General features: G+C 74.0%; 15 protein-coding genes. 7 read left to right on the top strand and 8 right to left on the bottom strand.

What is annotated here, in order from left to right:
- Window positions 1–192: 192 nt before the first annotated feature.
- The 4 genes from ABD317_RS08975 to nrdR all read right to left on the bottom strand — a co-directional run bounded on the left by ABD317_RS08975 (window position 193) and on the right by nrdR (window position 6,191).
- Complete coding sequence (locus ABD317_RS08975) at window positions 193–798, bottom strand: DUF4937 domain-containing protein (protein WP_027752648.1); 606 nt, start codon at window positions 796–798, stop codon at window positions 193–195.
- Between the two features lie 306 nt (window positions 799–1,104).
- On the bottom strand, window positions 1,105–2,022 hold the full coding sequence (locus ABD317_RS08970) for a hypothetical protein (RefSeq protein ID WP_344289257.1): 918 nt from the start codon (window positions 2,020–2,022) through the stop codon (window positions 1,105–1,107).
- Window positions 2,023–2,569: 547 nt separating this feature from the next.
- Entirely contained in the window at window positions 2,570–5,452 is a 2,883-nt protein-coding gene (locus ABD317_RS08965) for a vitamin B12-dependent ribonucleotide reductase (protein ID WP_344289256.1), read from the bottom strand.
- A gap of 148 nt (window positions 5,453–5,600) precedes the next feature.
- Window positions 5,601–6,191 carry a transcriptional regulator NrdR gene (gene nrdR, locus ABD317_RS08960; protein WP_027752650.1) on the bottom strand — a complete coding sequence of 197 codons (591 nt, stop codon included), beginning with the start codon at window positions 6,189–6,191 and terminating at the stop codon, window positions 5,601–5,603.
- Window positions 6,192–6,711: 520 nt separating this feature from the next.
- Here nrdR and lexA point away from each other — a divergent pair.
- A complete protein-coding gene (gene lexA, locus ABD317_RS08955) occupies window positions 6,712–7,503 on the top strand; it encodes a transcriptional repressor LexA (RefSeq protein WP_344289255.1) in 792 nt (263 codons plus the stop codon).
- Window positions 7,504–7,705: 202 nt separating this feature from the next.
- On the opposite strand, the gene recX is transcribed toward lexA, so the two are convergent.
- From recX to ABD317_RS08935, 4 genes are all read right to left on the bottom strand, one after another.
- Complete coding sequence (gene recX / locus ABD317_RS08950; RefSeq protein WP_344289254.1) at window positions 7,706–8,353, bottom strand: recombination regulator RecX; 648 nt, start codon at window positions 8,351–8,353, stop codon at window positions 7,706–7,708.
- Window positions 8,354–8,356: 3 nt separating this feature from the next.
- On the bottom strand, window positions 8,357–9,499 hold the full coding sequence (gene recA, locus ABD317_RS08945; protein WP_344289253.1) for a recombinase RecA: 1,143 nt from the start codon (window positions 9,497–9,499) through the stop codon (window positions 8,357–8,359).
- Window positions 9,500–9,705: 206 nt separating this feature from the next.
- A complete protein-coding gene (locus ABD317_RS08940; protein WP_344289252.1) occupies window positions 9,706–10,707 on the bottom strand; it encodes a TAXI family TRAP transporter solute-binding subunit in 1,002 nt (333 codons plus the stop codon).
- 130 nt (window positions 10,708–10,837) lie between these two features.
- Window positions 10,838–12,019: a trypsin-like serine peptidase gene (locus ABD317_RS08935; protein WP_344289251.1), complete on the bottom strand. Its 1,182-nt coding sequence runs from the start codon at window positions 12,017–12,019 to the stop codon at window positions 10,838–10,840.
- 243 nt (window positions 12,020–12,262) lie between these two features.
- On the opposite strand from ABD317_RS08935, the gene ABD317_RS08930 reads away from it, so the two are divergent.
- The 6 genes from ABD317_RS08930 to ABD317_RS08905 all read left to right on the top strand — a co-directional run bounded on the left by ABD317_RS08930 (window position 12,263) and on the right by ABD317_RS08905 (window position 22,841).
- The gene (locus ABD317_RS08930; RefSeq protein WP_344289250.1) at window positions 12,263–14,179 is read left to right on the top strand and encodes an IucA/IucC family protein; all 1,917 of its coding nucleotides are present in this window, start codon (window positions 12,263–12,265) and stop codon (window positions 14,177–14,179) included.
- A 42-nt stretch (window positions 14,180–14,221) separates the two neighbouring features.
- Window positions 14,222–14,962 (top strand): GNAT family N-acetyltransferase, encoded by a 741-nt coding sequence (locus tag ABD317_RS08925; RefSeq protein WP_344289249.1) that lies wholly within the window; start codon window positions 14,222–14,224, stop codon window positions 14,960–14,962.
- Window positions 14,963–14,984: 22 nt separating this feature from the next.
- Window positions 14,985–16,796, top strand: coding sequence for an IucA/IucC family protein (locus ABD317_RS08920; RefSeq protein ID WP_027752658.1), 1,812 nt, complete (start codon window positions 14,985–14,987; stop codon window positions 16,794–16,796).
- 40 nt (window positions 16,797–16,836) lie between these two features.
- Window positions 16,837–18,918: an ATP-dependent DNA helicase gene (locus tag ABD317_RS08915; RefSeq protein WP_344289248.1), complete on the top strand. Its 2,082-nt coding sequence runs from the start codon at window positions 16,837–16,839 to the stop codon at window positions 18,916–18,918.
- A 97-nt stretch (window positions 18,919–19,015) separates the two neighbouring features.
- Window positions 19,016–21,244 carry a RelA/SpoT family protein gene (locus ABD317_RS08910; protein WP_344289247.1) on the top strand — a complete coding sequence of 743 codons (2,229 nt, stop codon included), beginning with the start codon at window positions 19,016–19,018 and terminating at the stop codon, window positions 21,242–21,244.
- Window position 21,245: 1 nt separating this feature from the next.
- Window positions 21,246–22,841 (top strand): M1 family metallopeptidase, encoded by a 1,596-nt coding sequence (locus ABD317_RS08905; protein WP_344289246.1) that lies wholly within the window; start codon window positions 21,246–21,248, stop codon window positions 22,839–22,841.
- Window positions 22,842–22,868: the final 27 nt, after the last annotated feature.

Raw genomic sequence — 22,868 nt, 5'->3', positions numbered from 1 at the left:
CGTGCGCGTCGGGGTCGGCGGGCAGGGCGGCGATGGCGGCCGGGTCGTGGGCCGCGGACGGCGGCGTATCCGCCGACGGCGGCGGGCCCGCGGACCGCGACGGATCCGGGGACGGCGGCGGGCCCGCGGACGGACGCGGGGCGGGAGCGGGGTCCGGTGTCATCTCGGGGCCAGCGTAGCGGGGGTGCCCGGTCAGACGGTCCAAGACGACTCCAGATCCACCACATCCCCCGCCAGCGCCGCCACGTCCGCCGCGGTCTGCGCGCGCAGCGCCAGCCGCTCCACCCGGTCCTCCCGGTACTTGCCGTGCTCCGCCGCCGACGACCACATGGACAGCACCAGGAAGTCGCCCTCCTCCGACTGCCCCAGCACCCCCCGCAGCATCCCCGGCGACCCCGCCATCGCCGGGTTCCACACCTTCTCCTGCATCAGCGTGAAGTGCTCCACCCGCTCCTCGTGCACCCGGCAGTGCGCGAGCCGCAGCACGTCGGCGCCCTCGAACCGCGGCTCGAACCCCAGCTTCACGTCCATCCGGTGCTCGAAGAGGCGCACCCGCATGTCCTTGAACGTGCCGAGCTGGGCCGTCGCGAGCCGGTCGTGGGAGCGGGCCATGAACGAGTCGTACAGCGCCCTGCTCTCCCAGAAGGCGACGAGGTGCACCACGCCCTCACGCGCCCGGCTCCAGCCCCCGCCCTGCCCCCGGAAGCCCGGTTCGCCGAGCAGCCCCGCCCACTTCCGCTGCCCCCGCTCGAAACCCCGGCGGTCCACCACGGTGCAGCGAATCCACTTGACCAGCACCGCGCTATCCTACGGCCTGCCCACCCGGCGATCACCGGCGTGCGCAGCCGAGTTCACGCCCCCAACGCGCCGCCGCCGACCACGAGCCACGAGGGCCCCGCCTCCGGCAGGGAGCCGCCCCGTAGAACCGCGAGACCCGACGCCGGCACCGGAGGACGGCGCACCCCGGCACACGGAGGGGGACCGGCCGTCGTCGGCCGGTCCCCCTCCGGGACGCACGGGTCAGCCGGACACGGGCCACGCAGCACCCCGCAGGGCTGCGCGCCCGCGCCGCCTACTGGGGCAGGGTCGATACTCTGGCGTGCGCTACTCCTCGCCCGGTCGTGGTCGGTCGGCGAAAGCGCGCAGCCTGCGGCCCGGCGCCGTCTCTGCGAGGCGGAGGACCCCGGGTTCCTTGGCAGCGAGGGCCTTTCTGGCCGCCTCACACCAGTCCTCACGGTCGAGAAGCGCCAGATAGCGGTCACGATATGACTGCCAACGCTCGGCTGGCCCGATCGACTCTGCGTCGCCATCTTCCCCGAGGCTGCTGGCCAGCCACGCGGCAGTGGAGTACCGCCCGGCGGAGGACCCCAGACGCTCAAGGTGACGCAGATGCGCAGCCAGTACCGCTTCGGCATGGGGGTAGCGCGAGAGGGTCATGCCCATACCCTGGCTGTAGGTCAGCACGAGGAGCAGTCTGCCGGTGTGGTCTGCGATCTCGTCGTCCACGCAGGGTTCGGCGATGGCTTCGTGCAAGTCCGTGGCCTCAGCGACAGAGCCGGCGAAGTACGCGTTGAGGAAGTCGCCGTCACATGCCCGGCGAAGGAGCCAGAGCCGGGCAGCAGGATCGTCGAGTCGGCAGAGGGCTTCCACGACGTAGACCCGTCCCCAGCCGGTGACTCGTCCAGCGAGCCAGAGGAGGGCTTCGGCGTCGCCTCCAGGCAGCCGTTCCAAGGCACGCGCTGCGAGGGGGCCGAAGCGGTGCGACAGAAGTCCGATCGTTTGGATCAGTGGGACATCATCGGCCGTTCCCACGGCCGCGAGGAGGGCAAGGCCCACGGTGACCCCGCATCGGTCGACACCGTGCCTGACAAGCCACCGGCCCGTCTGGAGAACACGGTCTCTGTCAGCCCGCCGGGCCGCCGCCGTGATGTGCTCGTTTTCGTGAATCGGGACGTAGAGGTCGTGGAAAGCGTCGGCGAGGTCGCTGGGGCCGGCCGAAGGCCGGGCCAGGTGAGCGTCCAAGACGGACGCCACGTCCCACCCGATTCGGCTCCGGTCTTCAGGGCGCCGGGGGCGAGGCCGTCGACGGTGCGCCCGATCTTCTGGATACGGTTCTCCGTCGCGCGGAAGAGGCTCGTCTGGCGTGGACTCGTGTAGCGCCAGCGCGTGGTCGAACAGTGGTACCTGTGATCCCGGGGGCTTCATCCCGGTCGCCTCGCTCACCAGCGGGCGGAAGGCTCGTTTCTCTTGATCATGGCCAGCAGCATGCCACGGCAGTACTGGCGTCACAAGACCCGACGTTCCTGCCCCTCAGGGCCGGATCGCCGCCGGGGTCGGCCAATTGCTCAACATGACGGTCGCGCTCTCGCGCATGATCGTCGTGCCCTCATCGAAGGCCACAGCCTGCGGTAGCGATGTGCATGCCCAGCACGTCGCTCACGATCGAGGCGGACAGAGCGGTCACCAGAGCGAAGAGGACCGGCCGATGGCCGGTCCCCTTCAGAACGCGCAAGTCAGCTGGCTTCGCAGGTCACGTCGTATGTCGCATCCGACGCGACTCCGCCTGTTCTCAGCTGCAGCCGCTGGTTGAGCCGCAGCCCTCGCAGATGTAGCAGCTGCCCGCGCGCTGCATCTTCGTGCCGCACGAGAAGCACAGCGGCGCGTCCGCCTGGATGCCGAGCTGCATCTCCACCAGCTCCGCCGAGGTGTGCGCCTCCTGCGGGGCCGGCTTGGCCTGCTCGATCGTCACCGGCGGGGCCGGGCGGGTGGCCGGTGTGCGGGGGGCGGACTGGGCCAGGCCCTCGACGTCCAGCTCCTCGTCCGTCGGCTCGTACGAACCGGTCTCCAGGTGCCGCTCGCGCTCCTCCGCGGAGTGGATGCCCAGCGCCGAGCGGGTCTCGAACGGCAGGAAGTCCAGCGCCAGCCGGCGGAAGATGTAGTCGACGATCGACTGCGCCATCCGCACGTCCGGGTCGTCCGTCATGCCCGCCGGCTCGAAGCGCATGTTCGTGAACTTCGAGACGTACGTCTCCAGCGGCACCCCGTACTGCAGGCCCACCGAGACCGCGATCGAGAAGGCGTCCATCATGCCCGCGAGGGTCGAGCCCTGCTTGGACATCTTCAGGAACACCTCGCCCAGCCCGTCGTCCGGGTAGGAGTTGGCGGTCATGTAGCCCTCGGCGCCGCCGACCGTGAAGGACGTGGTGATGCCGGGGCGCCCCTTGGGGAGGCGGCGGCGCACCGGGCGGTACTCGACGACCTTCTCCACGGCCTCGCGGATCGTCTCCTCCGCCTTGTCCGCGGCCTTGTCGGCCTCCTTCTTCTTCGCCGACAGCGGCTGGCCGACCTTCGAGCCCTCCACGTACACGGCGAGGGCCTTGACGCCCAGCTTCCAGCCCTGGAGGTAGATCTCCTCGACGTCCTCGGCGGTGCTGGTCGAGGGCATGTTGACCGTCTTGGAGATGGCGCCGCTCAGGAACGGCTGCGCGGCCGCCATCATCCGCACGTGCCCCATCGGCGAGATGGAACGTTCCCCCATGGCGCAGTCGAAGACCTCGTAGTGCTCGGGCTTGAGGCTCGGGGCGTTCACGACGCTGCCGTGCTCGGCGATGTGCGCGACGACCGCCTCGATCTGCTCGTCCTGGTACCCCAGCCGCTTGAGCGCCATCGGGACCGTCTGGTTGACGATCTGCATCGAGCCGCCGCCGACCAGCTTCTTGAACTTCACCAGCGCCAGGTCCGGTTCGATGCCCGTCGTGTCGCACGACATCGCCAGGCCGATGGTCCCGGTGGGGGCCAGCACCGACGCCTGGGCGTTGCGGTAGCCGTGCTTGTCGCCGAGGCGGACCACGTCCTGCCAGGCCTCGGTGGCGGCGGCCCAGACGGGGGTGTCCAGGTCGTCCATGCGCTTGGCCGCGGCGTTGGCGTCCGCGTGCTGCCGCATGACGCGCTTGTGGGCGGTGGCGTTGCGGGCGTAGCCGTCGTACGCGCCGACGGCGGCGGCCAGGTGCGCCGAGCGCTTGTAGGCGGTGCCGGTCATCAGGGAGGTGATGGCGCCGGCGAGGGCGCGGCCGCCGTCCGAGTCGTAGGCGTGGCCCGTGGCCATGAGCAGGGCGCCGAGGTTGGCGTAGCCGATGCCGAGCTGGCGGAAGGCGCGGGTGTTCTCGGCGATCTTCCGGGTCGGGAAGTCGGCGAAGGAGATGGAGATGTCCATCGCCGTGATGACCAGCTCGACGACCTTGGCGAAGCGCTCCGCCTCGAAGCTCTGCCGGCCGTCGGCGTCCTGCTGGAGGAACTTCATCAGGTTCAGCGAGGCGAGGTTGCACGAGGTGTTGTCCAGGTGCATGTACTCGCTGCACGGGTTGGAGGCGGTGATACGCCCCGACTCCGGCGCCGTGTGCCAGTGGTTGATGGTGTCGTCGTACTGGATGCCGGGGTCGGCGCAGACCCAGGCGGCCTCGGCCATCTGCCGGAACAGCTTCTTCGCGCCGACCTCCTCGATGACCTCGCCGGTCATCCGGGCGCGCAGGCCGAACTGCGCGTCGTTCTCGACGGCCTTCATGAAGTCGTCGGTGACGCGGACGGAGTTGTTGGCGTTCTGGTACTGCACGGAGGTGATGTCGTCGCCCCCGAGGTCCATGTCGAAGCCCGCGTCCCGCAGGGCGCGGATCTTCTCCTCCTCCTTGACCTTGGTCTCGATGAACGCCTCGATGTCGGGGTGGTCGACGTCGAGCACGACCATCTTGGCCGCGCGCCGGGTGGCGCCGCCGGACTTGATGGTGCCCGCGGAGGCGTCCGCGCCGCGCATGAAGGAGACGGGGCCCGAGGCGTTGCCGCCGGAGGACAGCAGTTCCTTGCTGGAGCGGATACGGGAGAGGTTGAGGCCGGCGCCGGAGCCGCCCTTGAAGATCATCCCCTCTTCCTTGTACCAGTCGAGGATGGACTCCATGGAGTCGTCGACGGAGAGGATGAAGCAGGCGCTGACCTGCTGGGGCTGCGGGGTGCCGACGTTGAACCACACCGGCGAGTTGAAGCTGAAGATCTGGTGCAGCAGGGCGTAGGCCAGCTCGTGCTCGAAGATCTCGGCGTCCGCGGGCGTGGCGAAGTACCTGTGGTCCTCGCCGGCCTTGCGGTACGTCTTCACGATCCGGTCGAGGACCTGCTTGAGGCTGGTCTCCCGCTTGGGGGTGCCCACCGCACCGCGGAAGTACTTGCTCGTGACGATGTTGACGGCGTTGGCCTCCCAGAACTCGGGAAACTCCACGCCGTGCTGCTCGAAGTTGACCGAACCGTCGCGCCAGTTGGTCATGACGACGTCACGGCGCGCCCACTCCACCTCGTCGTACGGGTGCATACCGGGGGTGGTGTGGATGCGCTCGATGCGCAGGCCCTTGTTCCCCTTGGCGCCGCCCTTGCGGGAACTGCGCGCCGGGCCGCTCGTCGTCTCTGTCATGCCGCCTCCCTATACGGGCGTGAACGCCCTGGTGTGCCCACGTCTTCCCGGGCACGGTTCCTGTTCTTGATCTGCTTGTTCCGCCGGCGGCCCGCGCGCTGCGCCGCGCGCCGGCCGGGTGTGGATGACGGGTGGCCCGCGGTGGGCGTCAGCCGGCCGCTCTGCCGGGTGACGGGACTCCGGGGGCCTCACCGCGGCCGGGACTGCGGCCGGGGCCGGGCGCACCGGGGTCGCCCGGCGCGGGAGGTGGGGCCTGGCCGTCCTGTCCGTCCGGGCCGTCGTCGGCGGGGGGCCTGTCCGCGGTCCGCAACTGCGTGATGGCGTCGTCGAAGTCCGCAAGGGAGTCGAAGGCGCGGTAGACGGAGGCGAAGCGCAGGTAGGCGACGAGATCGAGGTCCTGCAGCGGGCCCAGTATGGCGAGCCCGACGTCGTGGCTGGAGACCTCGGCGCTGCCGGTGGCCCGGATCGCCTCCTCGACCCGCTGGCCGAGCTGGGCCAGCGCGTCTTCGGTGACGGGGCGGCCCTGGCACGCCTTGCGTACGCCCGTGATCACCTTGGCGCGGCTGAAGGGCTCGGTGACCCCGCTGCGCTTGATGACCATCAGGGACGCGGTCTCCACCGTGGTGAAGCGGCGCGAGCAGTCGGGGCACTGCCGGCGGCGGCGGATGGCTGCGCCGTCGTCGGTGGTGCGGCTGTCGACCACCCGGCTGTCGGGGTGCCTGCAGAAGGGGCAGTGCATCGCTCTCCACCCTCCCTCTCGCGCACGGCACGTCGGTCCGGCGGCCCCCCGCGGCCCGCCGGAGCAGGCCCCAAGCATATGGGATTCCCTTCCGGTGAGAGGAAGGGGGACCACAACTTGTGGGCCGCTGACACCCATCTAACCACTAGATCTGGGGTTTGGCTGCCATTGAAGGCGGAGAGCGTGTTGGCGCGCCGTGGAAACCGGGCGGGACATCCGCAGCCTACGGGAGCGCACAGACGGCGACACGGGTGGGGCGAGGGTGACAAACTGGACGGCGCGGCTACAGAGCGGCCGGGGAGCGTCACGGAGCGGCCCCGGAAAGCGCCCCCGGCGACGGGCCCGGGCGGGCACGCCGGGGCGGGCGGCGGACAGCGGCCGGTCAGCGCCTTACACCCACTGGATGGATCACGACAGCGAAACCAGAGTTTTTCACTCGAACGTGTGTTTGGCGCAACCTTTCGAAAGCAACTACCGTTGTCTTACGAGAGAGAGACCCGTCTTGAGAGGGGCCGAAGACGTGACCACCACCGCAGACACCGCCGCCATCGCCGCCCGCGAACGGCCCCAGCAGGCAGCCGAGCAGCAGCTCACACCTGCGCCCGGGGACGCCCACGAGGGCGAGGGCCAGCCACCCAAGCGCTCCATGCCGGGGCGCCCGCCGGGCATCAGGGCCGACAGCTCCGGGCTGACCGAGCGGCAGCGCCGGGTCATCGAGGTCATCCGCGACTCGGTGCAGCGCCGGGGCTACCCCCCGTCGATGCGCGAGATCGGCCAGGCCGTGGGGCTCTCCTCCACCTCCTCCGTCGCGCACCAGCTGATGGCGCTGGAGCGCAAGGGCTTCCTGCGCCGGGACCCGCACCGGCCGCGGGCGTACGAGGTGCGCGGCGCCGAGACGCCCGCCGCCCAGGCCGCCACCGACACCACGGGCAAGCCCGCCGCGTCGTACGTGCCCCTGGTCGGCCGGATCGCGGCCGGTGGCCCGATCCTCGCCGAGGAGTCGGTCGAGGACGTCTTCCCGCTGCCGCGGCAGCTCGTCGGCGACGGCGAGCTGTTCGTGCTGAAGGTCGTCGGTGACTCGATGATCGACGCCGCGATCTGCGACGGCGACTGGGTCGCGGTACGGCGCCAGCCGGTCGCCGAGAACGGCGACATCGTCGCCGCGATGCTGGACGGCGAGGCCACGGTCAAGCGGTTCAAGCGCGAGGACGGCCACGTGTGGCTGCTGCCGCACAACGCCGCGTACCAGCCGATCCCCGGCGACGAGGCGACGATCCTCGGCAAGGTCGTCGCGGTCCTCCGCCGGGTCTGAGCCCGGCGCGGCGTCTCCGGCACGGCACAGCCGGCCCGGGCACCCGGCTCCCGGGCCGCCGCCCTGCGCGGCGTGGAGTATCGCGAACCGGCCGCGGCGGCGGCCGGACACGCGGGCTCGACGAACCCGCGGGCTCACCGCCGTCCCCGGCACCGGCCCTCGCGGAGGCGGTTCCGGTGAAGCGCCGGCGCCTCCGCGCCGCTCAGTCCTCCAGCAGACCCTCCGCGTCCTCGCCCTCCGCCTCCAGCGCCTCGCGCACGACACGGAGGGCAAGCCCCTCCCCGTACCCCCGGCGGGCCAGCATGCCGGCCAGGCGGCGGATGCGCTTCTCCCGGTCGAGGCCGCGCGTGGCGCGGAGCTTGCGGGCGACCAGCTCGCGAGCCGTCTCCTCCTCGGTGCCGGCGTCGAGCCGGCTCACCGCCTCGTCGACCACCGCGGGCGCCACTCCCCGGGTGCGCAGCTCGCGCGCGAGCGCGCGGCGGGCGAGGCCCCGGCCGTGGTGCCGGGACTCCACCCACGCGCCGGCGAACGCCGCGTCGTCGATCAGCCCGGCCCCTTCGAGACGGTCGAGCACGGCCGCCGACACCTCGGCGTCGACGTCCCGCTTAGCCAGCGCGTCCGCGAGCTGGCGACGGGTGCGCGGCGACCCGGTGAGCAGGCGCAGGCAGATCGCCCGGGCCCGTTCCTCGGGGCTGAGCGACGTCTCCCGCACCCGCTCCCCGGACGGCTCGCTCCGGCCCCGTGACCGCCCGCGCCCGGCCCGCCGGGCCCCGCCGGCCCCCGGGCCGCTCCCGGCCGGAGCGCGGCCGTCGTCCGGGGGTGGGAGCGGCCAGTCGGTGCGCCGGACCACGGGTCAGCTCTTGGCCGCGGCCTTGGCCGCCTTCGCGGTCTTGGCCGGCGGCGGCACCGTCTTCTTCCCCGCCGGGGCGGCGCCGTCCGCGGCCGCCGCCCCGGGGTCGCCCGCGGCGCCCTCGGCGGGCTCGCCGTCCGCGTTCTCCGGCTTCGGGCCGATGCCGAGCTTCTCCTTGATCCGCTTCTCGATCTCGTTCGCCAGGTCGGGGTTGTCCTTCAGGAACGTCCGGGCGTTCTCCTTGCCCTGGCCGAGCTGGTCGCCCTCGTACGTGTACCAGGCGCCGGACTTGCGGATGAAGCCGTGCTCCACGCCCATGTCGATCAGGCCGCCCTCGCGGCTGATGCCCTGCCCGTAGAGGATGTCGAACTCGGCCTGCTTGAAGGGCGGCGCGACCTTGTTCTTCACGACCTTGACGCGGGTGCGGTTGCCGACGGGCTCCGTGCCGTCCTTGAGCGTCTCGATGCGCCGGATGTCCAGGCGCACCGATGCGTAGAACTTGAGCGCCTTGCCGCCGGTGGTGGTCTCGGGCGAGCCGAACATCACGCCGATCTTCTCGCGCAGCTGGTTGATGAAGATCGCGGTGGTCTTCGACTGGTTCAGCGCGCTGGTGATCTTCCTCAGGGCCTGGCTCATCAGCCGGGCCTGGAGGCCGACGTGCGAGTCGCCCATCTCGCCCTCGATCTCCGCGCGCGGGACGAGGGCCGCGACCGAGTCGATGACGATCAGGTCGAGCGCGCCGGAGCGGACCAGCATGTCCGCGATCTCCAGCGCCTGTTCGCCGTTGTCGGGCTGGGAGAGGATGAGGGAGTCGATGTCGACGCCGAGCTTCTTCGCGTACTCCGGGTCGAGGGCGTGCTCCGCGTCGACGAACGCCACCGTGCCGCCGGTCCGCTGGGCGTTGGCCACCGCGTGCAGCGTCAGGGTCGTCTTGCCGGAGGACTCCGGGCCGTACACCTCCACCACGCGGCCGCGCGGCAGACCGCCCACGCCGAGCGCGACGTCGAGAGCGGTCGACCCGGTGGGGATGACTTCCACGGGCTCGTTCGGCCGCTCGCCGAGACGCATCACGGCACCCTTGCCGAATTGCCGTTCAATCTGGGCGAGTGCGGCGTCGAGCGCCTTCTCGCGGTCAGTCGCTGCCATGGGTTCCACCCGGGATGTCTGAGTCGATCGCTTCACGTCAACGACGCTAGCGCCTGCCACTGACAACACGCCCCACGTCGAGCCGGCCTGTGGAAAACCCGACCGAACCCCCATGGGAATCGATGTTCGATTTCGGTGTCAAGCGGCCTCACCGCTCACCCGCGCCCCGCCGTTCCCGGTGTCCGGTGTCCCCGGTGTTCCCGGTCCTACGGCTTCTGCTCCCGGTAGTAGCGCGCCGCCCCCTCGTGCAGCTCCAGCGGGTCGGTGAAGACCGCCGTGCGCAGGTCGACCCGCTGCGCCGCGTGCACCACGCGCCCGATGCGGTCCCGGTCCCGTATCACCGTGCTCGTCACGCTCTCCGTCAGCCGGGAGTCCTCCCGCTCGGTGGTGACCAGCAGGTTCGCCACCGCGAGCGTCGGCACCGCGGTGTCCCGCTGGACCGTGGGGTAGGCGTCGGGCGGCATCACCGCGGCCCGGTAGTAGCGGGCCAGCTCCCCCTGGGCGTGCAGCGCGCCGAGCAGGTCGCCCAGCGGCACCAGCTCGATCTCGGCCTGCCCCGCGAGGCGTTCGACGGCCTCCGTGGGCAGCCCGCCCGACCAGAAGAAGGCGTCGATCTCCCCCTCGCGCAGCAGCTTCGGCATCGTGTTCAGGCCCATGCGCACCGCCGCGACGTCGCGGTCGAAGTCGAGGCCGGCCGCCGACAGCAGCCGCCGCGTGATCAGTTGGACGCCGGAGCCGTCCTCGCCCACGCCGACCCGGAGGCCGCGCAGGTCGGTGGTGCGCCGGACCGGCGAGTCGCGCAGGACCACGAGCTGCACGTAGTCGTCGTAGAGCCGGGCGACCGCGCGCAGCCGCTGCCAGCCGGGCAGCCGGTCGCGCCGGTACGTGGCCACGGAGTCGGCGGCGGCGACGGCGAAGTCAGCCCGCCCCGCGGTGACCTTCCGCAGGTTGTCGATGGACCCCTCGCTGGGGTGCAGGCGGACGTCGAGGCCCGGTTCGTCCCGGGCGAGGCCCTCGCGCAGCAGCCGGCCGTACTCCGCGTAGACGCCGGTGCGCACCCCCGTGGCGAAGACCACCTTCCCGTCCGGGCGGCCGTCGCCGCCCAGCGGCAGCAGCCACCACAGGAGCAGCCCGAGCACGGCCGCCGTCGCCACGGCGGCCTGCAGCGTCCGGCGCCTGCCGGGGCGGCGGAGGAAGGAGGGGACCACGCGGCGATCCTGCCAAACCGGGGGGCGGAACGGCCAGCGCGCCGGGCTCCCGGTGGGAGCCCGGCGCGCGGTCGGACCGCGGCCGCGGCCGGGTGCGGAGCGCCCGGCGTCCGGCCGTACGGAACGGGTGCTAGCCGCCGCTCACCTCGTCGAAGACCCCCTCGGCCTCCTTGTCGAGGCGCGGGCCCGCCAGCCAGGTGGCCTGCAGCGGGCCGATGGAGGTGACGGACACCAGCTGTTCCTCGCCGTCGTTCTGCGCGGTCCAGCCGCCGCCGGAGGCACCGGCGGTCATGGTGCAGCCGATGCGGTACATGGTGGGCTGCGCCGCCGCGATCGACAGCCGGCCCGGCGTGTCGGTGCAGGTGTACATGCGCGCGCCGTCGTAGGGGGCGGCCTGCGGGTAGCCGGTGGCGGTCAGGTCACCGACGTCCTTCACGGCCGGCGCGTCGAACCAGATCGGCACCGCGGCGCCGACCGCCTCCTCCAGGGACTGCCCGCCGCCGTCCTTCGGCTGCACCTTCATCACGGCGAAGTCGTACGGGGCGCCCACGCCACCCTGGGTCTTGCCCTCGGAGATCCACTCGTCGGTGGTACGGGCCTCCTCGGCCCAGAACGTGCCCTTGGGCGCGATCTCCTCCTCCGTCGCCTGCTCGGCCTCCAGCTCGGCCACGGTCTTGCCCTCCGGGTTGAAGGAGGGCACGAAGATGATGTTGCGCCACCAGCCGCCGTCGGCGCCCTTGTGCACGCAGTGGCCCGCGGTGGCGACCAGGTTGGACTTGCCCGGGTTGGCCGGGTCGGCGACCACGGTGCCGGAGCAGACCATGGGGCCATCGGGGGTGTCGAAGAAGATCTTGCCCGCGGCCGGCCGCGACTCCGGGTAGGGCGTGGCCGCCTCCTGGGCCTCCACCGGCGCCGGCTCCGGGTCGGTCACGCCCTGGTCCTCCGACACGTCGTTCTCGTCGATCTGGGCCGGCGGCTGCTCCGCGTCCCACATCCGGTCCGGGTCCCACAGGTCCTCGATGATCGGGTTGATGAACTCACGCGCGTCGCGCAGCCAGTCCTCCTCGGCCCACTCCTTCCAGCCGCCGTCCCGCCACTTGTCGAGGTCGAGGTCCTTCAGCGAGTCCGGGATGCCCTCGGGGAGGCTCAGCTCGTTCTCGGGCGCCTGCGACTGCTGTTCCTGCTGCTTGTCGTCGGCGCCGGTGCCGCCGTCGCCGTCCTCGCAGGCGCCTGCGGTCAGCGCCATGGTGACGGCGAGGGCCGCCGCCGCGAGCACCTTCCTCGGTATACGACGTTTCCCGTTGGCGGGCATGGATCGACTCCCCCAGTTTCTCGACGCAGGTGTCCCCGGCGGGACACGGGCCCCCACTATGCCGGTGCCGTTGGGGACGGCCGCACCGGGCCCCGCGGTTCCCGACCGGCCAAGGATCTTGCCGGCGGCCGTGTTCCGGCCGCGGGTGCGTCGTTGGTAGTGCGGGGGATGCAGACGCTCCGGGCGCCTCCGCGCGGCCCGGGGGTGCTCGACCCGTACGCGACCCTCCCGAGGTGCACGTCTGTGAACGCGAAGCACGCCAGCGACGAACTCCCGGCCGGCAGCGGCCGGCCCACGGTGCACCGGGGGCCGGCCCGGCTCATCGGGCCCGCCGTCCCCCGCCAGTACCGGCGCGGCGCCGGGGACGGCGGCGCGCGGCCCGAGCCGGACCCCCTGGAGCACCCGGACGCCCGGGCCGCCGCCGACGCGGCCGCCGCCGAGAACCTGTTGCGCTGCTGGGTGCGGGAACAGGGCGTGGCGGAGCCGGAGAACGGCACGCTGCGGCTGCTGCTGCCCGCCAGCGGGGCATGCCTGCGCGTGCCCGTGCGGTACTGGTCGGCGGCCGGCTGGCACCGCTTCGGGCGGCCCGTGCTGCACGGCGCCCCCGGGGACGCGCCGCCGGTGGACGCCGTGACGCTGGCGTCGCTGCTGAGCCGGGAGGCCGCGTACGCCGCCGCGCTGGCCGCCGGCGGGGGCGGCGACCTCGTCGGCCGCGTCGCCGACTCCGTGCGCCACACCGCGCTGTTCCTCGCCGCCCGCCGCGCGGACACGCGGCCCGCGACCGCGGACCCGTTCCTGGCCGGCGAGCAGTCCCTGCCCCTCGGCCATCCCCTGCATCCGACGCCCAAGAGCCGCGAGGGGCTGTCGGAGACCGAGGCCCGGCGCTACTCGCCGGAGCTGCGCGGCAGCTTCCCGCTGCACTGGCTGGCCGTCGACGACAGCGTCCTCGCCGGGGACTCGGCGTGGACCGAGCGCGGCAAGGGCGTGCCCGCGCGCGAGCTGACCGCCCGGCTGGCGGGCCCCGGGCTGCGGGTGCCGCCGGGCTGCACGCCGCTGCCCGTGCACCCGTGGCAGGCCCGCGAGGTGCGCGAACGCCCCGACGCCGGCGCGCTGTTCGACGCCGGACTGCTGCGCGACCTGGGCCCGCACGGCGACCCGTGGCACCCGACGGCGTCCGTACGCACGCTGTACCGGCCCGGCGCGCCCGCGATGCTCAAGCTGTCCCTCGGCGTCCGTATCACCAACTCCCGCCGCGAGAACCTCCGTAAGGAGTTGCACCGCGGCACGGAGGTGCACCGTCTGCTGCGCTCCGGCCTCGGCAAGGAGTGGCGGGCGGCCTTCCCCGGCGGCTTCCCGGGTGCGCCGGGCTTCGACGTCGTACGCGATCCGGCGTGGCTGGCCGTCGACACCCCCGCCGGCGAGCCCGTCGCGGGTCTGGACGCGGTCGTACGGCACCAGCCGTTCGCGGCGCACGACGACGCGGTGTGCATCGCGGCGCTGACGGCGCCGGTGCCGCGGTCGCCGGAGGGTGCGATGCGGTCGCGGCTGCAGGACGTCGTCGGGCAGCTCGCCGCCCGTACCGGGCAGGCGGCGGCCACGGTGGCCGCCGAGTGGTTCCTGCGCTACCTGGAGGTGGTCGTACGGCCCGTCATGTGGCTGGACTCCGAGGCGGGCGTGGCCCTGGAGGCGCACCAGCAGAACACCGTGCTGCTGCTCGACTCCGACGGCTGGCCGGCCGGCGGCCGCTACCGGGACAACCAGGGGTACTACTTCCGCGAGTCCCGCCGTGCCGATCTGGAGCGCCGGCTGCCCGGGCTGGGCGCCGCCAGCGAGACGTTCGTCCCGGACGACGTGACCGACGAGCGCTTCGCGTACTACGTGGGCGTCAACAACGTCCTCGGCCTCGTCGGGGCCTTCGGCGCCGCGGGGCTGGTCGACGAGCGGGTGCTGCTCGCGGCCTTCCGCTGCTTCCTGGAGAGGTCCGCCGCGGGCGGCGGCCCGGGCCGGGGCCGCTGCGCGCTGGCCGAGCGGCTGCTCGGCGGCGGGGCGCTGCGCTGCAAGGCCAACCTGCTGACCCGGGTGCACGGCCTGGACGAGCTGGTCGGCCCGGTGGACACGCAGTCCGTGTACGTCACCGTCCCCAATCCGCTGACCCTCTGACCGCTCCCCGACCCCGCTTCCGTACGACGCGAGGAGGCCCCCGTGCCACCCGATCCCCCGACCTCCACCGGGCCTCCGGGGCTGCTCCCCGACGACACCATCGACTTCGGCGCCGGCCTCGGCCGGCTTCTCCGGCAGGAGGCCGCCCGGCCCTCCGTTCCGTACGACGTCGCCGGCTGGACGCCCGCGGAGACCCCCGCCGGCCCGTTCCGCCTCGAACCCGTCGGCCCCGCCGACGGCGGGCGTGACCTGGCGCTGCTGCACCGGTGGATGAACGACCCGTCCGTGGCCGCCTTCTGGCAACTCGCCGGCCCCGCGGCGGTCACCGCGAGGCATGTGCGCGCGCAGGTCGACGCGGGGCACAGCGTGCCCTGCTTCGGCGTGCTCGGCGGGGTGCGGATGAGCTACTGGGAGCTGTACCGCGCCGACCGGGACCCGCTGGCCGGCCACTATCCCGCGCGCCCCCACGACACGGGCGTCCATCTGCTCGTCGGCGGCGGCGCGGACCGCGGCCGCGGGCTGGGCAGCCTGCTGATCCGGGCGGTCAGCGACCTCGTGTTCGACAACCACGCGTCATGCGCGCGTGTACTCGCGGAGCCGGACGTGCACAACGTGGCGTCGGTGGCCGCCTTCCTGAACGCCGGTTTCCACTTCCGGGCGGAGCTGGCGCTGCCCGACAAGCGGGCGGCGCTGATGGTCCGCGAGCGGGCCGAGCGCGACGGCGGCGCGGAGTCCGCGGCGCGGCCGTACCCGCCCGAACAGCCCCGGCCCGACCTGCCCTAGTACGCGAGAGGAGCCAACGCCCTTGACCGACGCCGCGTATACCGCCCCCGGGGCCGACTGGGACCTGGCCGCCCGCCGGCTGCTGGCCAAGATGCTGGGCGAGTTCGCCTACGAGGGCATAGTCGCCCCGGAGCCCGAACCGGAACCCGGCTCCGGGCCCCGCCCCGCACCCGCGCCCGGCGACACCGCCCCGCGCCCCTACCGCCTGTCCGTCGCCGACGACGTGACGTACCGCTTCACCGCCCGCCGCGGCCCGTACGGCCACTGGCGCGTCGACCCCGCCTCCCTCACCCCCGACGGCGACCCGCTGCGCTTCCTCGCCCGCGCCCACGACGGCCTCCTGCGGCTGGCCGGCGACACCACCGGCCATCTGATCCGCGAGCTGACCGCCACCCTCGCCGCCGACGTCCGGCTGGCCCGCGGCGCCCCGTCCGCCGCCCGCCTCGCCGACCTGGGCTACGCCGAGCTGGAGGGCCACCAGACCGGCCACCCGTGGCTCGTGGCCAACAAGGGCCGCGTCGGCTTCTCCGCCGCCGACGCCGCCGCGTACGCGCCGGAGGCGCGCGTCCCGCGGCGGCTGCCGTGGCTGGCGGTGCACCGCTCCCTCGCCGAGTACCGCGGCGTGCCCGCCCTCGCCCGTCCCGAGCAGCTGTACGCGGAGGAGCTGCGTGACGACACGCGCGCGGTGTTCGCCGGCGCCGTCGCCGCGGCGGGCCGCGACCCGGCCGCGTACCTGTGGCTGCCCGTGCACCCGTGGCAGTGGGACGAGACCGTCGCCACGCTGTACGCGCCGCAGGTCGACGCCGGTCTGGTGATCCCGCTGCCGGCCGGCGGCGGCCCGGCCGACATGTGGCTGCCGCAGCAGTCGGTGCGTACGTTCCTCAACGTCAGCCGCCCGCGGGCGCGCTCCGTGAAGCTGCCGCTGTCCGTGCTCAACACGCTGGTGTGGCGCGGCCTGCCCACGGAGCGCACCCTCGCGGCCCCCGCCGTCACGGGCTGGGTGCACGGACTGCGCGACGCCGACCCGTTCCTCGCCGAGGAGACGCGCGTCGTGCTGCTCGGCGAGACGGCGAGCGTGACGGTGCGCCATCCGCTGTACGACGCGCTGCCGGGCGTCCCGTACCAGTACCGCGAGCTGCTGGGCTGCATCTGGCGGGAGCCGGTCGGCCCGCTGCTGGACGCCGGGGAGCGGGCCAGGACGCTGGCGGCGCTGCTGTGGACGGACGCAGGGGGACGGTCGCTCACGGCGGAGCTGGTACGCCGCTCGGGGCTGGCGCCGGCGGCGTGGCTGGCGCGGCTCTTCGCCGCCCTGCTGCCGCCGCTGCTGCACTTCCTGTACCGCTACGGCACCGTCTTCTCGCCGCACGGCGAGAACGCCGTCGTGGTCTTCGACGGCGCCGACGTGCCGGTGCGGCTGGCGGTCAAGGACTTCGTCGACGACGTCAACGTCAGCTCCAAGCCGCTGCCCGAGCACGCCGGGATGCCGGCCGACGTGCGCCGCACGCTGCTGACCGAGCCGCCGGAGTTCCTGCCGCAGTTCATCCACTCCGGGCTGTTCGTCGGCGTCTTCCGCTATCTGGCGCCGCTGTGCGCGGACGAGCTGGGCGTGCCGGAGGCGGAGTTCTTCGGCCTCGTCCGGGCGGAGATCCTGCGGTACCAGCGGCGGTTCCCGGAGCTGGCGGAGCGCTTCGCGCTCTTCGACCTGCTGACGCCGCGCATCGACCGGCTCTGCCTGAACCGCAACCGGCTCTACCTCGACGGCTACCGCGACCGGCCCCGGCGCCCGCACGCCGCGGTCGACGGCACCGTGCCCAACCCCCTGCAGCCGACGTGACGGCCGTCACTGTCGGTGCCGCCCCTTAGGGTTGCGAGCCATGGCTGACCAGAACGTCCTCGCGCCCGCCGACGGCGCCGACTCCCCCGACCGCGCCGACCACGAGGCCCCCGGCGACACCGGCGGCACCGACGACACCGGCGAGCTGCGCGGGCTCCTCCAGGCCGCCGTGGCCGCCGTCGGCGGCGTGGAGCGGGAGGGCCAGGTGCGGATGGCCGAGGCGGTCGCCGAGGCGATCGCGGACGGCTCGCACCTGCTGGCGCAGGCCGGGACGGGGACGGGCAAGTCGCTGGGCTACCTGGTGCCCGCGCTGGCGCACGGCGAGCGGGTGGTGATCGCCACCGCGACGCTGGCGCTGCAGCGGCAGCTCGTCGAGCGCGATCTGCCGCGCACGGTGGACGCGCTGCACCCGCGGCTGCGCCGCCGCCCCCAGTTCGCGACGCTCAAGGGCCGGTCGAACTACCTGTGTCTGCACCGGGTGCACGAGGGCGTGCCGCAGGACGACCCCGACCTGGGCGCCGGGCTCTTCGACCCGTTCGAGAGCGCGTCGGCGCAGCCGTCGAGCAGGCTCGGCCAGGACCTGCTGCGGCTGCGTGACTGGGCGGACGAGACGGACAGCGGCGACCGGGACTCGCTGACGCCCGGCGTCTCGGACCGCGCTTGGTCGCAGGTGTCGGTGTCGGCGCGCGAGTGCCTGGGCGCCGCGCGCTGCGCGTACGGGCCGGAGTGTTTCGCGGAGGCGGCGCGGGAGCGGGCGAAGCTGGCCGAGGTGGTGGTCACGAACCACGCGCTGCTGGCCATCGACGCCCTGGAGGGCGCCCCGGTGCTGCCGTCGCACGAGGTGCTGATCGTCGACGAGGCCCACGAGCTGGTCTCCCGGGTCACCGGCGTGGCCACCGGCGAGCTGACGCCGGGGCGGGTCAACCGCGCGGTGCGGCTGTCGGCGAAGCTGGTCGACGAGAAGGCGGCGGACGCCCTGCAGACGGCGGCCGAGAGCTTCGAGCGGCTGATGGAGCTGGCGCTGCCGGGCCGGCTGGAGCCCGTCCCGGAGGACCTGGGGTACGCGCTGCTGGCGCTGCGGGACGCCTCGCGTACGGTCATCTCCGCGCTGGGCGCGACGCGGGACGCGTCCGTGCAGGACGAGGACGCGGTGCGCCGCCTCGCGCTGGCCTCGGTGGAGAACGTGCAGGAGGTCGCCGAGCGGATCACGCAGGGCTCGGAGTTCGACGTGGTGTGGTTCGAGCGGCACGACAGGTTCGGGGCGTCGCTGCGGGTCGCGCCGCTGTCGGTGTCGGGTCTTGTGCGCGAGAAGGTGTTCAGCGACCGGTCGGTGACGCTCACGTCGGCGACGCTCAAGCTCGGCGGTGACTTCGCGGGGATCGGCGCGTCGCTGGGGCTGCCCCCGGAGGGCGGCGGCGAGGAGGGCGCCCCCGTCTGGAAGGGGCTCGACGTCGGCTCTCCTTTCGAGTACCGCAAGCAGGGCATCCTGTACGTCGCCAGGCATCTGGAGCGGCCCGGCCGGGACGGCACGCGTCAGGACATGCTCGACGAGCTGGCGGATCTGGTGGCGGCGGCCGGCGGGCGCACGCTGGGGCTGTTCTCCTCGAAGCGCGCGGCCGAGGCGGCGGCCGCGGAGCTGCGCGGCCGGCTCGACGTCCCGGTGCTGCTGCAGGGCGAGGAGACGCTCGGCGAGTTGATCAAGCGTTTCGCGGCGGACGAGGCGACGTGCCTGTTCGGCAGCCTGTCGCTGTGGCAGGGCGTCGACGTGCCGGGCCCCGGCTGCCAGTTGGTGGTGATGGACCGCATCCCGTTCCCCCGTCCCGACGACCCGCTGGCCACCGCCCGGCAGGAGGCGGTGGAGAAGGCCGGCGGCAACGGCTTCATGGCGGTCGCGGCGACGCATGCCGCCCTGCTCATGGCGCAGGGCGCGGGCCGGCTCGTACGCGCCACGGGTGACCGCGGCGTCGTCGCCGTGCTCGACCCGCGGCTGGCCACGGCCCGTTACGGCAGCTATCTCCGCGCCTCCATGCCGGACTTCTGGTATACGACCGACCGCAACCAGGCGCGTCGTTCCCTGGCCGCCATCGACGCGGCGGCACGCTCCGATCGCTCGAATGGGTGATCTGGACCACGCTGGGCGAGAGCCGTCCGGCACCGCGTGATGGGCTCGGTAGCATCAAGTACCGGCACGGGAGCCGGTGAGCTGCCGGAGGTGCCGATTGAGCGCAGAGGTCCACAGTCCGGGCAATCCGGCGGGCGGGGCCCGCCGACGCGGCAGGGCCCGCCTCGATCTCCGCCGGCTCGGCCGCGTGGCCCTGCTGGGCGGCGCGTCGTCGCGGGACGGCCTGCCGCACGCCCTGGAGCATGTGGCCAAGGCGCACCGCGGGTTCCACCCCGACGCCGACATCGCCGCGCTGCGCACGGCGTACCTGCTCGCCGAGGACGCGCACCGGGGCCAGACGCGCAAGAGCGGCGACCCGTACATCACGCACCCGCTGGCCGTCACCCTGATCCTCGCCGAACTCGGCGCCGAGACCACGACGTTGACGGCCTCGCTGCTCCACGACACCGTCGAGGACACCGAGGTGACGCTCGATCAGGTGCGGTCGGGCTTCGGCGAGGAGGTGGCGTACCTCGTCGACGGCGTCACCAAGCTGGAGAAGGTCGACTACGGCGCCGCCGCGGAGCCCGAGACGTTCCGCAAGATGCTGGTGGCGACCGGCAGCGACGTCCGGGTGATGTCGATCAAGCTCGCGGACCGGCTGCACAACATGCGCACGCTGGGCGTGATGCGCCGGGAGAAGCAGGTGCGCATCGCGAAGGTGACCCACGACGTGCTGATCCCGCTGGCCGAGCGGCTCGGCGTGCAGGCGATCAAGACCGAGCTGGAGGACCTGGTCTTCGCCGTCCTCCACCCCGAGGACTACGCGCGCAGCCGCAAGCTGCTGCTCGCCAACGCGGACCGGCCCGACCCGCTGCAGGAGACCGCGGCCGAGATGCGCGAGGTCCTGCACGCCGCCGGCATCGCCGCCGAAGTCGCCATCCGGCCGCGGCACATCGTCTCGGTGCACCGGGTGCTGCAGAAGCGCGGCGAGCTGCACGGTACGGACTTCGGCCGGCTGCTGGTGCTGGTCGACGAGGCGGCGGACTGCTACGCCGTGCTGGGCGAGCTGCACACGTGCTTCACGCCCGTGCCCGCGGAGTTCAAGGACTTCATCGCGGTGCCGAAGTTCAACCTGTACCAGTCGCTGCACACGGCGGTCGCCGACCGGCGCGGGCACGTCGTCGAGACCCTGGTGCGCAGCCGGCAGATGCACCGCGTCGCCGAGACCGGGGTGGTGGCGCTGGCGGGCCAGCTGGCGCGGCCCGCGGCCGGTCAGGTGGGCGACTGGCTGAAGCGGCTGCTGGAGTGGCAGCGGTCCACGCCCGACCCCGACGCCTTCTGGTCCGCTTTACGCGAGGACCTCGCCCCGGACCAGGAGATCACGGTCTTCTGCGACCCGGGCGGGCCGCTGGTGCTGCCCGCGGGGGCGAGCTGCGTGGACGCGGCGTACGCGCGGCACGGTGAGACGGCGCACACGCTGGTGGGCGCGCGCGTCAACGGGCGGCTGGCCGGCCTCGGGACGCGGCTGACGGACGGCGACGCGCTGTCGCTGCTGCTGGCGCCGGAGGCGTCGGGGCCGGCGCCGGAGTGGCTGGACCACGCGCAGACGCCGGCGGCCCGGATCGCCATCACGCGCTGGCTGGCGGACCACCCGGCGGCCCGGCCGCCCGCCGACGGGGCGATGCCCGCTCCCGCCGACTACGCGCCGGGGGCGCCGGGCGGGGCCGTCGCGACCGCCGGGTCCGGCTCCGGCGCCGTCCGGTCCGGCGGCCCCGCCGACGCACCGGACGGCGCACCGGACGACGTGCCGCACGACGTGTCCGGCGACGGCGTCCCGCGCCCCGCGGAGCCGGCCGTCGCCGAGCTGCCGGACGCCGCCCTGCGCCTCGCCCGCTGCTGTACGCCCGTACCCCCCGACGCCGTCACCGGCTTCGTCGTCCGCGGCGGCGCGGTGGCCGTGCACCGGGTGGAGTGTCCCGCCGTCGCCCGGATGGCCACCGCGGGCCGCCGCGAGCTGCGCGTCCACTGGCGTACGGGCGACGGCGCCCCGCCCGCCGACCTGCGGGTGACGCTCCGGGCCGAGGCGTTCGTCCGCGCCCACCTGCTCGCCGACCTCACCGAGGCCATCGCCGCCGAGGGCGCCGCCATCGTCGCCGCCGACGTCGAGCCGCCGCGGCAGCAGCGGGTACGGCACACGTACACGCTGCAGCTCCCGGACCCGGCGGAGCTGCCGGGCCTGATGCGCGCGATGCGCCGGGTGCCCGGGGTGTACGACGTCTCCCGCGCCCAGCACCCGCCGGGCGCGGCGCAGCGGGCGCCCGGACTGCGCGCCCGCACTCGTTAGAGTGCACCGCTGCCGCGCCGGCCGGGCGCGGCGGGCGCCCGCTGATAGCGGTAGCGCATGCTCCGCTCCGTCCGCCGTCGCCGCCCGCCGCACCGCGCCCTGCTCGCCGCCGCCGTCCTCGCCCTCCCCGCCACCCTGGCCGCCTCCCCCGGCTCCCGGCCCGCCCGCCGCGCCCGGGGGCGCCGTCTCCGCCCTGCCGCCGCCCCGCCCCGCCGGCATCGGCGATCCGCTCTTCCCGCGCCTCGGCAACCCGGGCTACGACGTCCTCGGCTACGACATCGCCCTCGCCTACCCCGGCCGCAACGACACCCCGATGACGGCCCGCACTGAGATCACCGCGCGCGCCACCGACCGGCTGCCCCGCATCAACCTCGACTTCACCCGCGGCACGGTCCGCGGCGTCACCGTCAACGGCCGCCCCGCCGACCACGCCCGCGCCGGCGAGGACCTCGTCGTCACCCCCGCCCGCACCCTGTACCCCGGCGAGCGGTTGCGCGTCGCCGTACGGCACACCAGCGACCCCCGCGGCGGGGGCGGCGGCTGGATCCGTACCCGGGACGGCCTGGCGATGGCCAACCAGGCCGACGCCGCCCGCCGCGTCTTCCCCGGCAACGACCACCCCGCGGACAAGGCCCGCTTCACCTTCCGCGTCACCGCCCCGGAGGACCTCACCGTCGTCGCGAACGGCCGGCGCCTCGCGCGCGAGCGCGACGGCGCCCGCACCACGTGGACGTACCGCACCGCACACCCCATGGCCACCGAGCTGGCCCAGGTGTCCATCGGCCGCTCCGCCGTGCTGCGCGGCACCGGCCCGCACGGGCTGCCGCTGCGCCACGTCGTCCCCGAGCGCGACCGGCGCGCCGCCCGCCCCGTCGTCGACCGCACATCCGCGCAGATCGCCTGGATGGAGCGGCACGTGGGCCGCTACCCGCTGGAGACGTACGGCGTGCTGTCCGTGGACGCGCCGATGAACTTCGCGCTGGAGACGCAGACCCTGTCCGTCTTCGGCCGCGACTTCCTGCGCGCCGTGGCCGAGCACCCGGAGCGCGGCGAGGGCGTCCTGGTGCACGAGCTGGCGCACCAGTGGTTCGGCAACAGCGTGACGCCGCGCAGGTGGTCGGACCTGTGGCTGAACGAGGGCCACGCCACCTGGTACCAGGCGCTGTTCACCGACGAGCGGCACGACCGCGGCAGCCTGGTGCGGCGGATGCGCGCCGCGTACGAGCAGTCGGACCGCTGGCGCGCCGACGGCGGCCCGCCGGCCGCGCCGCGGCGGCCCGCGGAGGGCGGCCAGCTGGAGCTGTTCCGGCCGGTGGTCTACGACGGCAGCGCGCTCGTGCTGTACGCGCTGCGCCAGGAGATCGGCGCGGCGGCGTTCGCGGAGCTGCAGCGGACGTGGGTGACGCGCCACCGGGACGGCACCGCCGGCACCGCGGACTTCGTCGCCCTCGCCTCCGAGGTCGCGGGGCGCGACCTGGAGGGTTTCCTGCACGCCTGGCTGTACGAGGAGCGCACCCCGCCGATGCCGGGCCACCCCGGCTGGAAGTCGGCGAAGCCGGCCGAGCCGGCCCAGCCCGCCGAGCGGTCCCAGCGGTAAAGCGGGTGACGCGCGTGCGGCGGCGTG

Source organism: Streptomyces synnematoformans, assembly GCF_039531005.1.
GTDB lineage: Bacteria > Actinomycetota > Actinomycetes > Streptomycetales > Streptomycetaceae > Streptomyces > Streptomyces synnematoformans.
Note: the sequence above shows the minus strand (reverse complement) of the source record. Positions and strands in the feature narration are given on the sequence as shown.